The 10,606-nt window shown below is 73.4% G+C and carries 10 protein-coding genes; 7 read left to right on the plus strand and 3 right to left on the minus strand.

The window, feature by feature from the left end; all coding sequences use genetic code 11:
- Nucleotides 1–9 precede the first annotated feature (9 nt).
- Entirely contained in the window at nt 10–423 is a 414-nt protein-coding gene (locus ACSP97_RS14720; protein ID WP_382010506.1) for an organic hydroperoxide resistance protein, read from the minus strand.
- A 112-nt stretch (nt 424–535) separates the two neighbouring features.
- Here ACSP97_RS14720 and ACSP97_RS14725 point away from each other — a divergent pair, with 112 nt between their 5' ends.
- A complete protein-coding gene (locus ACSP97_RS14725; RefSeq protein ID WP_355153562.1) occupies nt 536–1,018 on the plus strand; it encodes a MarR family winged helix-turn-helix transcriptional regulator in 483 nt (160 codons plus the stop codon).
- Here the strand turns inward: ACSP97_RS14725 and ACSP97_RS14730 are convergent.
- A complete protein-coding gene (locus ACSP97_RS14730; protein ID WP_440557855.1) occupies nt 966–2,456 on the minus strand; it encodes a glycosyltransferase family 39 protein in 1,491 nt (496 codons plus the stop codon). The two genes, ACSP97_RS14725 and ACSP97_RS14730, sit on opposite strands and share 53 nt — an antisense overlap.
- A gap of 202 nt (nt 2,457–2,658) precedes the next feature.
- Here ACSP97_RS14730 and ACSP97_RS14735 point away from each other — a divergent pair, with 202 nt between their 5' ends.
- The 4 genes from ACSP97_RS14735 (at nt 2,659) to ACSP97_RS14750 (ending at nt 7,921) form a co-directional block, all read left to right on the plus strand.
- The gene (locus tag ACSP97_RS14735) at nt 2,659–3,930 is read left to right on the plus strand and encodes a glycosyltransferase 87 family protein (protein WP_440557857.1); all 1,272 of its coding nucleotides are present in this window, start codon (nt 2,659–2,661) and stop codon (nt 3,928–3,930) included.
- A 44-nt stretch (nt 3,931–3,974) separates the two neighbouring features.
- Entirely contained in the window at nt 3,975–5,630 is a 1,656-nt protein-coding gene (locus tag ACSP97_RS14740) for a glycosyltransferase family 2 protein (RefSeq protein WP_355325039.1), read from the plus strand.
- A 78-nt stretch (nt 5,631–5,708) separates the two neighbouring features.
- Nucleotides 5,709–6,704, plus strand: a complete 996-nt coding sequence (gene galE, locus ACSP97_RS14745; RefSeq protein WP_070022679.1) for a UDP-glucose 4-epimerase GalE — start codon at nt 5,709–5,711, stop codon at nt 6,702–6,704.
- A 260-nt stretch (nt 6,705–6,964) separates the two neighbouring features.
- Nucleotides 6,965–7,921 (plus strand): ADP-ribosylglycohydrolase family protein, encoded by a 957-nt coding sequence (locus ACSP97_RS14750; protein WP_440557860.1) that lies wholly within the window; start codon nt 6,965–6,967, stop codon nt 7,919–7,921.
- Here ACSP97_RS14750 and ACSP97_RS14755 read toward each other — a convergent pair.
- Complete coding sequence (locus tag ACSP97_RS14755; protein WP_355153569.1) at nt 7,893–8,531, minus strand: TetR/AcrR family transcriptional regulator; 639 nt, start codon at nt 8,529–8,531, stop codon at nt 7,893–7,895. The two genes, ACSP97_RS14750 and ACSP97_RS14755, sit on opposite strands and share 29 nt — an antisense overlap.
- Before the next feature lie 208 nt (nt 8,532–8,739).
- Here ACSP97_RS14755 and ACSP97_RS14760 point away from each other — a divergent pair, with 208 nt between their 5' ends.
- A complete protein-coding gene (locus ACSP97_RS14760) occupies nt 8,740–9,651 on the plus strand; it encodes an ABC transporter permease (protein WP_180330795.1) in 912 nt (303 codons plus the stop codon).
- 85 nt (nt 9,652–9,736) lie between these two features.
- A complete protein-coding gene (locus tag ACSP97_RS14765; protein WP_180333373.1) occupies nt 9,737–10,543 on the plus strand; it encodes an ABC transporter ATP-binding protein in 807 nt (268 codons plus the stop codon).
- Nucleotides 10,544–10,606: the final 63 nt, after the last annotated feature.

Raw genomic sequence — 10,606 nt, forward strand, 5'->3', positions numbered from 1 at the left:
GGCCGCGGGCTACTCGACGACGAGGTCGACCTCGATGTTGCCGCGGGTGGCGTTGGAGTAGGGGCAGACCTGGTGGGCGGCCTCGACCAGCCGGCTGCCGGTCTCGCGGTCCACGGTGTCGGGCAGCTCGACGCGCAGGGTGACCTTCAGACCGAAGCCCTCGCCCTGCTTGCCGATGCCGACCTCGGCGGTCACGGCGGCGTCCGAGACGTCCACCTTGGCCTTGCGGCCGACGACTCCGAGGGCGCCGCCGAAGCAGGCGGCGTACCCGGCGGCGAACAGCTGCTCGGGGTTGGTGCCCTCGCCGTTGCCGCCCAGCTCCACCGGCGGGGCCAGCTTGACGTCGACCTTTCCGTCGGAGGTGACGGCACGGCCCTCACGGCCGTGGGTTGCGGTGGCGACGGCGGTGTAGAGCGCGTCCATGACGAACCATCCCTCTCGATGTGTCCTGCGGTGTTGCCTTGCGAGCACAAGTGAAGCACACAATTAAGTTGTGCACAATCAAATCGCGGGGCGCCAAGCTACCCTGGTTCTCATGACCGCTTCCCCCGCCGGCACCGAGGCGGACTGGCTCCGCCTGGACCGCCAGATCTGCTTCGCCCTGCACGCCGCCTCCCGCGCCTTCAACGGCGTCTACCGCGTGGTCCTCAAGGACCTCGGCCTCACCTATCCGCAGTACCTGGTGATGCTGGTGCTGTGGGAGCAGGGCGACCTGCCGGTCAAGAAGCTCGGCGAACAGCTGCGGCTCGACTCCGGCACGCTGTCCCCGCTGGTCAAGAGGCTGGAGGCGGCGGGTCTCGTACGGCGCGAGCGCAGCGCGCGGGACGAGCGTTCGGTGCGGGTGCACCTCACTGAGGAGGGCACGCGGCTGCGCGAGCGGGCACTGGAGGTGCCGCGCCGCATCATGCGCTCGACCGGGTTCGACGTCGCGGAGATCGCCGATCTGCACGCCCGCCTCGACCGGCTCACCAGCGCGCTGGACGCGGCGGCGACGGAACAGGCCCACTCCGGGGACTGACGGGCCGTACATAGAGCCGTACGGCGTCCCGGCCCCGCACGGCCTCGCCGGCCACCCTGAACTCCTGCCGGAGCACCGCCAGTTCGGTGCGCACGACGGGGCTGCGCGGGGTCCGGCGTCCGGTCAGCACGGCCCGGTCGGCCACCACCCACACCCGCGCGACCCCGGCCAGCCGCCGCCGCACCTGCCCGGCCGGGGCCTCCACCCCGTACAGCGTCCCCGACCCGGCCCCGGGCTCGGCCAGCGCCAGGTCCCGCGTCCCGCGGAACGCCCCCGGATAGGCCAGCGCCGTGTTCCGCGCGGAGCCCGGCAGGTACAGCACCGCGTCCCCGGCCCGCACCCCGCGCGCAGCCGCCCGCGCGACCGACGCGAGGTCGTCGGGACGGCGCGCGGGGTCACGGTCCTGCCGCAGCACGGGGAACTGCTGGAGGAGGACGAGGGCGACGGCGAGCAGACCGAGCAGGGTCACGGCGACAGATGGCGGGCGCGGCCGGACCCGCCCGCCCGGCCGGCCGATCCGGGCCGGCAGCGCCACCACCCGCTCCGCCCCGGCGGCGACCGCCAGCGGCGCCCCCGCGAGCGCGTACAGCACGTACCGGTCGACGTACAGCGGCGGCGAGGACAGCGACACCAGCATCAGCACGCCCGGCCCCACCAGCGTCAACGGCAGCGCCACTCCCGCGAGGGTGACCTTCCCCCGGCCCCCGGACACCCCGGCCGCCCCCACCACCGCGAGCCCCAGGCACACCCAGTACACCCCCGGCGACACCCCGAAGAACGACCGCAGCAACCCCTCGGCCGTCTCGATCGTCGGCCTGCGCAGCCACGCCACCTGCGCCGCCTGCGCCCGCGACACCAGCACCATCGGCACCAGAGCGGCGCCGGCCGCCACCGCCGCGCACCCCCACCCCCGCCACACCCGGGCCCCCACCCGGGCCAGCGCCAGCGTCACCCCGTGGGCGAGCACCAGCAGCACCGCGAACTCGTGCAGCCAGCAGGTGACGCCGAGGACGAGGCCGTACCCCCACCAGGACCCTTTCTCCACCCCCCGCAGCAGAAGCAGCGTCGCCCCCATCGCCCCGGCCGCCACCAGCGCGTACGACCGCCCCTCCTGCGCGTAGTGCCCGGCCATCGGGTTCACCGCGTAGAGCAGCCCCGCCCACAGCCCCGCCCGGGGCCGCGCGAGCCGCGCCCCCACCCGCGCCACCAGGCCCGCCGTCACCGCGGCCCCGGCCACCGACGGCAGCCGCAGCACCACCTCGTCGGCGCGGACGGCGAGCACGAAGTGCATCAGCAGGTAGTAGAGCCCGTGCACCGCGTCGACCCCGTGCAGCAACCGCCAGATCTGCGGCAGCGTGCGGCGCGCCACCTGGAAGGTGACGGCCTCGTCGCGCCACATCCCGCCCCGGTCCACCCGCCACAGCCCGAGCACCAGCATCGCCAGCGCGGGCGTGCCCGCCAGGGCAGCGCGCCGTACCCGCGCCGGCGCCCGCGCCGGTTTCCGCGACGGAGCTGCGCGAACTTCCCCAGGGAGCCCGACGTTCACCACGGCCCGATCTTTTGTGCTGGGACAACGTTTCCGAGGTGTTTACGGTGTATCGCCGCCGATACACCATCCACCCGGCTTAGGCTCCAACGCGATGAACCGCCTCCGTGTCACCCCCGGTCCGGTCCCCGCGCTCGCCACCGCCTGGCTCGCCACCCGTGCCCTGATGCTGTGGCTGCTCGCGCACGACGGTTCTCCGCTGCTCGGCGGGGGTTCGGTGGCGCGGGAGGTGTGGCGGCTGTACTTCCACTGGTACGGGGTGCTCGCGCAGGGGTCGTTCCCCGAGCACGACACGCTGTGGCAGTACCCGCCGGGCGCGGGCGCGGTGCTGCTGCTCCCGGGCCTGGTACCGGGGTTGACGTACTTCCAGGCGTTCGTGGCGCTGACGCTGGCGGCGGACGCGCTGATCGCGGGGGCGCTGGTGCGGGCGGGCCGCCAGCAGGGCCGGAGCCTGCTGGGCGCGGCCCTGTGGACGGGCGGTCTGCCGCTGCTGCTGCACCTGCCGCTGGCCCGGTACGACGTGCAGGTCACCGCCCTCGCCGTGCTCTCCCTGCTGACACTGGCGCGCTCCCCGCGCGCGAGCGGTGTGCTCGGGGCGCTCGGCGCCCTGGTGAAGGGCTGGCCCGCGCTGGTCCTCCTCGGCACCCCCAGGGGCCGGCCGACGCGCACGGCGTGGGCGTGGGCGGCGGGCGCCGGGACAGTCGTACTGGGGCTGCTCTCCCTGACGTTGCGGCATCCGCTGTCCTTCCTCGCCGGGCAGGGCGGGCGCGGTGTGCAGATCGAGTCGCTCGGCGGTACGGCACTCAACCTCGCCCGGCACGCGGGCTGGTCCGGCCGGCCCCATTACCAGTACGGCGCCATCGAGTTGGTGGGCCCGTACGTGTCCGTCGTCGCGGACTGCTCCCTCGCGCTGACGGCCGCCGCGTTCGGGCTGCTGGTGCTGTGGCGGCTGCGGGCGCGGCACTGGAACGAGGCGACCCCGTACGACGCGGCGCTGTGCGCGGTGCTGCTGTTCACCGTGACCAGCCGGGTCATCAGCCCCCAGTACATGGTGTGGCTGCTGGGGCTCGCCGCCGTGTGCCTGACCTCACGGCGGACCGGCCAGCGCCCGGTGGCCGTACTGGTCCTCGCGGCGTGCGCGTTGAGTACCGTGGTGTACCCGCTGTGTTACGGAGAGGTGATCGCGGGCAGCTGGACCGGATGCCTGCTGATGCTGGGCCGCAACGGCATGCTGGCGGCCGCCGCGCTACTGTCTTTCCTGCGGCTGTGGCGCTCCTGTGGGCCGCCTCGGGCAAAGAGCGGGCAAACGACGGAACCCCACCCGGATTCCGACCGTCTTCCGGAGCGAGCACTAAGCCCCTCTTAACCGGGTATTACCGAACATTTCTACGCTCCCGGCCCGTGGACCCCATGCTTCCAGACTCGTCTGACCCGCCAGAGAACATCCAGACCCCAGAGCGCGCCGAGCAGTCCGAGGCGCACCGCCCGGCCCAGGTCGGTGTCGTCGTGATCGGATACAACGACCGTGCCCACGTGGCCGACGCGGTGCGTTCGGCGCTCGCCCAGGGCCCCGCGGTCGCGGAGGTGGTCGCGGTCGACGACTGCTCCACCGACGGCAGCGCCGAACTGCTCGACCGGCTGGCCGCCGACGAGCCCCGGCTGCGGGTGGTCCGCCGGGAGGACAACAGCGGTGGCTGCGGCAGCCCGCGCAACACCGGCATCGACGCGGTGACGGCGCCGTACGTGATGTTCCTGGACAGCGACGACGTACTGCCGCCGGGCGCGGTGGACGCGCTGCTGACGGCGGCCACGGGGGCGCACGCCGAGGTGGCGAGCGGGCTGTGTGTGCGCCGGGAGCTGCCCTCGGGCCGCGAACAGCCCTGGCAGGATGCCCTCTACACGGCGCACGCCGTGCTCGCGCGCCCCGCACAGCGCCCCCGGCTGGTCCACGACACGCTGTGCGTCAACAAGCTGTACCGCACCGACTTCCTGCGCGAGCACGACATCCGCTTCCCCGAAGGCCGGTTCCTCTACGAGGACTTCGTCTTCACCGCGCGGGTGCTGGCCGCCGCACCGCGCATCGCGCTGGTGCCGGACCGGGTGTACGTGTGGCACGTGCGCCGGTCGGCCGAGCGGCTGTCGCTCTCCCTCGACCGGGAGCACATCGACAACTGGAAGGCGCGCACGCGGGCGTGCACGCTGGCGTACGACATCCTGCTCGGCGCCGGCCAGAAGGAGCTGGCGCGGGCGGCCCGCGCCAAGTTCCTGGAGCACGAGGTGCGGATGTACGCGCGCGAACTGGGGTTGCGCGACGCGCAGTACCGGCGCGCGTGGTGGACGCACACCCGGGAACACCTCGCGCGCTACGACGCCGCCGACTGGGAGCTGAACCCGGCCGCGCCCGGCCGGCTGCTGGGCCGGCTGATCCTGGAGTCCCCGGAGCCGCGCGACCTGCCCCGGATACGGGACCTGGCCGCCCGCCCGGCCCGGCTGCTGCCGCCGTACGCCCGCACTCCCGACGGGGTGCCGGTCTGGTCGGAGGACCTCCCTCAGCTCGCCCTGACCCCGTTCCTGACCAGCCCCACCCGGGCGCTGCCGCTCGCGCTGGACGCCGAACTGCGCCCCCAGGCGCGCGCCACGCCCCTGACACTGCGGCTGCACGAGCTGTACGGCAAGGTCGCCGAGGCGGGCCCCCGGGAGCTGGACGTGCTCTGGGCGTCGCGGAACGACGACCGGGTGCGGGGGCACGCGACGGCCGCCCTCACGCCCGCGGGCGCGGACCTCTGGACGGCCGAGCTGCCCGTCGACCTGGGCGCGCTCGGCGCGGGCACCTGGGACCTGCGGCTGACCGTGCGCTTCGCGGACGGCGCGGAGCGGGAGGTCACGGCGCACGCCCGCACGGGCGCCGGCCGGCTGCGCCGTCGCGCCGTACCGAGCGTGCGGTACGGCGTCCTGCTGGTGCAGCCGTACGCGACGCACTCCGGCGCGCTGGCGCTGCGCGTGGCGACGGGCGTCCGGGGCGTCACCCGGGTGCTGCGCAACCGGCTGCGGCGCCTGCTGCACTGAGACGGCCGCCGCTGCCGCATCGGGAACCACTGCGTCGGGAACTACTGGGTCTGCAACGAGGCCGGGAAGAGAAACATCGTGTCTGTCCTTATCGCCGGTGGAGCCGGTTACATCGGAAGCACCGTGGCGTCCGCCTGCCTGGACGCGGGCATCACCCCGGTGATCCTCGACAACCTCGTGCGCGGCCGCGCCGAGTTCACCGACGGGCGGATCTTCTACGAGGGTGACATCGCGGACGGCGCCCTGGTCGACCGGATCTTCGCGGAGCACCCGGACATCTCCGCCGTGGTGCACTGCGCGGCGCTGATCGTGGTGCCGGAGTCGGTGGCGGACCCGATCGGCTACTACGAGGCGAACGTCACCAAGAGCCTGGCCTTCGTCCGCCACCTCCACCGCAACGGCTGCGACCGGCTCATCTTCAGCAGCTCGGCCTCCATCTACCGGGCCGAGGACGGCTCCCCCGTCACCGAGGAGTCGCCGCTGGCGCCGCAGAGCCCCTACGCGCGGACCAAGGCGGTCTGCGAGGGGATGTTCGCCGACATCGCCGCGGCCGGGCAGCTGCGGGTGCTGTCCCTGCGGTACTTCAACCCGGTCGGCTCCGACCCCCTGCTGCGCACCGGCCTCCAGCTCAAGCGGCCCAGCCACGCGCTGGGCAAGCTGATCGAGGCCCACCAGGAGGGCACGGCGTTCCCGGTCACCGGCGTGAACTACCCGACGCGCGACGGCACGGGCATCCGGGACTACGTGCACGTCTGGGACCTCGCCGCGGCCCACGTCGCGGCGATCGAACGCTTCGACTCCGTCCTCACCGCGTCGGCGCCGTCGATCGCGATCAACCTGGGCACCGGGTCCGGCACCACGGTCCGCGAGCTGTGCGCCGCGTTCAACAACGTCGTCAGCACGCCCCTGCGGACCGTCGACACCGATCCCCGCCCCGGCGACGTCGCCGGCGGCTACACCACGAGCGACCGCGCGGCGAAACTGCTCGGCTGGACGCCGAAGCTGTCCCTGGAGGAGGGCATCCGCTCGGCCCTGGACTGGATCCCGGTACGCGACGAGATGCTGAAGGACTGAGCCGCTTCCCGCCAGGGGCCCTCGGTCCGGGGGCCGGCTCCTGCCGAGGGCCGTCGCCCCCCGGGGGCTCCCGCGCAGGGAGCCGGCTCCATCCACGGACCCATGCGCCCGGCGGGGGGGGCCGATTCTCGGCACGGGTCCCGCCCCTGTCACGGGTCCGGGCCGTCCGCTGGCCCCGGCAGGCCGTGCCGCCGTGGGCGCACCCCCTGAACCGAACCGGCTCCCGCCCCGGCCCCCGGCCGTCCCGGTAACCTGCGCCCATGGCCCCGTCCCCGTCCCCCGTCGACCGAGCCGTCGGTGCCGTCGTCGGGTCCGCCGTCGGGGATGCCCTGGGCGCACCCTTCGCGTTCGGGCCCGAGGGCGCCTTCTCGGCCCGCTTGCCGGTCCCGGGGGCCGCCGCCGAGATGTGCGGCGGCGGTGGCTGGGACCCCGGCGAGGCCACCGACGACACGCAGATGGCCGTGCTCGTCGCCGAGTCGCTGCCGGCGCACGGCGGCCTGGACCTTCCCGACGTCTTCCGCCGCTTCCGGCGCTGGGCCGCGGCCGGTCCGAAGGACATCGGGCTGCAGACGGAGGCGGTGCTGACCGGCGGGGACCCGTGGGACACCGCCGCCGAGCACTTCCGGGTGAACCAGCGGGCCGCCGGGAACGGCGCCCTGATGCGCGCCGCGCCCTCGGCCGTCTACTTCGCCCGGCACGGCCGCGCCGCCACCCTGGACGCCGCCCGCCGCCTGTCCGCCCTCACCCACGGCGACCCGGCCGCCGGCGAGGGCACGGCCATGCTGCACGAACTGGTCCGGGTCGCGCTGGCGGGCGCCGACCCGCTGGCCGCCGTACCCGGCGCGCTGGCGGCCCTGCGCCCGGAGCACCGCGCGCGGTACGCCGCGGTGCTCGCCCCGGACTGGCACCCGGACCTGGCCACCGAGTTCAACGGCGCGGTCTGGCCCTGCCTCGGCTCGGCGGTCTGGGCGCTGCGGACGACGGCGTCCTACGAGGCGGCGGTCCGCGCGGCCGTCGACCTGGGCGGCGACACGGACACCGTGGCCGCGGTCACCGGGACGCCGGCGGGCGCCGTGTACGGGATCGGCGCCGTGCCCGAGCGGTGGTCCGGCGCCCTGCGCGTCCCGCTGCCCGGCTTCGGCGGGCGGGTGCTGCGCGCCCCGGAGCCGGCCGACCTCGGCCGCCGGCTCACAGTGCCTTCAGCGCCCCCGCGGTAGCCCGTGCCAGCCGCTCCAGGTACCCCTTGGGCGGCTTCGGGGAGCGGATGACCACCGAGCGCCAGTACAGCGGCCCGGAGATGAGGTCGAGAGCGAGGTCGGGGTCGAGCCCGGGGCTCACCTCGCCGCGTTCCGCCGCCGCGGCGACGATCCTGCTGGCCACGCTCTCCTGGCCGTCGCGCAGCGCCCTCTGGAAGGCCTCGGCGATGTCGGGGTTGCGGGCCGCCTCGGCCTGGAGGTCGGGGATGACCTGCGAGGCGACGGGGTGGCGCAGGGCGCGGGAGGTCACCTCGTAGAGCAGCCGCAGGTCGCCCTCCAGGGAGCCGGTGTCCGGCACCGGCAGGCCGAGCACCGCCATCGCCGAGACCACGTCGAGGACCAGGTGGAGCTTGGAGCGCCAGCGCCGGTACACCGCCGTCTTGCCGACACCGGCCCGCCGCGCGATCCCCTCGATGCTCATGCGGGCGTACCCGACCGCGGCCAGTTCCTCGAAGACCGCCGCCCGGATGGCCTCGGTCACATCCTCACGCAGCACCGCGGCCCCGGCAGGGGCCCGGCGGCGCGCACGCGTCGGCGATTCGTCGGCGGGCTCGGCGGCGTTCGTGGTCATGGCTCCAGCATAGGGCGTTACGACGAAACGGTTGCGTTGCGACGTCACTTGGTTCTACGCTCACGTTGCGACGATACGGTCCCGTCCCGACGTAAGAGAATGTGAAGAGAACCGTAAGGAAACGCCGGACGACGGGACCGGCCCGCCACCGATCCGGCCACAGTCGGAAGACGTGGCACCCCCCTCCCCCCGAGCGAAAGCAGCGGATGTGAGCCAGGTCCTCGACACACCGCCCCCGACCCAGGCCCCGGCCGACGACCTCAAGGCGCTGGCCGCCCGGCACGGCCTGACCGTCAGCGGCGCCCGCCCCTCGCTGCCGGAGTACATCCGCCAGCTGTGGGCCCGGCGCCACTTCATCACCGCCTTCGCCACCGCCAAGCTCACCGCGCAGTACAGCCAGGCGAAGCTCGGCCAGGTCTGGCAGGTCATGACCCCGCTGCTGAACGCGGCGGTCTACTACTTCATCTTCGGCGTGCTGCTGGGCACCAAGCGCGGCGTACCGGACTACATCCCGTTCCTGGTCACCGGCGTGTTCGTGTGGACGTTCACGCAGAGCTCGATCCAGGTCGGCACCCGGGCGATCTCCGGCAACCTCGGCCTGGTGCGCGCCCTGCACTTCCCGCGCGCCGCCCTGCCGATCTCCTTCTGCCTCCAGCAGCTCCAGCAGCTGCTGTTCTCGATGGCGGCGCTGGTCGTCATCCTGCTCTGCTTCGGCGTACCGGTCTCCGCCTCCTGGCTGCTGGTGATCCCCGCGCTCGTCCTGCAGTTCACCTTCAACGCCGGCATGGCGATGATCATGGCGCGGATGGGCGCCAAGACCCCGGACATCGCCCAGCTGATGCCGTTCATCCTGCGCACCTGGATGTACGTGTCCGGCGTCATGTGGAGCATCGACAAGCTCACCGCGAAGGACCACCTGCCGCACCTGGTCACCGTCGCGCTGGAGACCAACCCGGCCGCGGTCTACATCGACCTCATGCGGTTCGCGCTGATCGACAGCTTCCACGCCAAGCAGCTGCCCCCGCACGTGTGGGCGGCGGCGACCGGCTGGGCGCTGCTCGCCGGCATCGGCGGCTTCATCTACTTCTGGAAGGCTGAGGAGACGTACGGCCGTGGCTGAGCACAACGAGCACACCCCGCTGAACGAAGGTCCCGAGGGGCACGGGCGGACCGCGTACACCACGCCCGCCGCACCGGCCGACCGGATCCCGACCGTCGTCGCCGACAGCGTCGACATCGTCTACCGGGTCAACGGCACGGGCGCCGGCCGCGGCTCCGCCACCGCCGCCCTCAACCGCATCCTGCGCCGCGAGCAGGCCGAGAAGGCGGCCGGCGTGCGCCGGGTGCACGCGGTGAAGAAGGTGTCGTTCATCGCCTACAAGGGCGAGGCGATCGGGCTCATCGGCACCAACGGCTCCGGCAAGTCCACCCTGCTGAAGGCCGTCGCCGGCCTGCTGCCGGTGGAGAGCGGCCACATCTACACCAACGGCCAGCCCTCCCTGCTGGGCGTCAACGCGGCCCTGATGAACGACCTCACCGGCGAGCGCAACGTCTACCTCGGCGGCCTCGCCATGGGCATGTCCCGCGAGCAGGTCAGGGAGCGCTACCAGGACATCGTCGACTTCTCCGGGATCAACGAGAAGGGCGACTTCATCACCCTGCCGATGCGCACCTACTCCTCCGGCATGGCCGCCCGGCTGCGCTTCTCCATCGCCGCCGCCAAGGACCACGACGTCCTGCTCATCGACGAGGCCCTGGCCACCGGCGACCGCAGGTTCCAGGTGCGCTCCGAGGACAGGATCCGCGAGCTGCGCGAGAAGGCGGGCACCGTCTTCCTGGTCAGCCACAACAACAAGTCGATCCGCGACACCTGCGAGCGCACACTGTGGCTGGAGCGCGGCGAGCTGCGCATGGACGGCCCCACCGAGGAGGTCATGAAGGAGTACGAGGCCTTCACCGGTGACAAGTCGGACAAGACGGGGAAGAAGCCCGCACAGAAGAAGGCCGCGTAACGCACCATGAAACATGTCACGCCGTAAAAACGGCGCGGCGTGAAACCAGGAGGCCGGGAAGTC

It is taken from the genome of Streptomyces sp. SCPE 10, assembly GCF_051980735.1.
In the GTDB taxonomy this organism is placed as follows: domain Bacteria; phylum Actinomycetota; class Actinomycetes; order Streptomycetales; family Streptomycetaceae; genus Streptomyces; species Streptomyces misionensis.

What these genes read in the sequence shown, in the direction of transcription:
- ACSP97_RS14720 (WP_382010506.1), bottom strand. Translation starts at nt 423, where the DNA reads ATGGACGCGCTCTACACCGCCGTCGCCACCGCAACCCACGGCCGTGAG.
- ACSP97_RS14725 (WP_355153562.1), top strand. Translation starts at nt 536, where the DNA reads ATGACCGCTTCCCCCGCCGGCACCGAGGCGGACTGGCTCCGCCTGGAC.
- ACSP97_RS14730 (WP_440557855.1), bottom strand. Translation starts at nt 2,456, where the DNA reads ATGCTGGTGCTCGGGCTGTGGCGGGTGGACCGGGGCGGGATGTGGCGC.
- ACSP97_RS14735 (WP_440557857.1), top strand. Translation starts at nt 2,659, where the DNA reads ATGAACCGCCTCCGTGTCACCCCCGGTCCGGTCCCCGCGCTCGCCACC.
- ACSP97_RS14740 (WP_355325039.1), top strand. Translation starts at nt 3,975, where the DNA reads ATGCTTCCAGACTCGTCTGACCCGCCAGAGAACATCCAGACCCCAGAG.
- ACSP97_RS14750 (WP_440557860.1), top strand. Translation starts at nt 6,965, where the DNA reads ATGGCCCCGTCCCCGTCCCCCGTCGACCGAGCCGTCGGTGCCGTCGTC.
- ACSP97_RS14755 (WP_355153569.1), bottom strand. Translation starts at nt 8,531, where the DNA reads ATGACCACGAACGCCGCCGAGCCCGCCGACGAATCGCCGACGCGTGCG.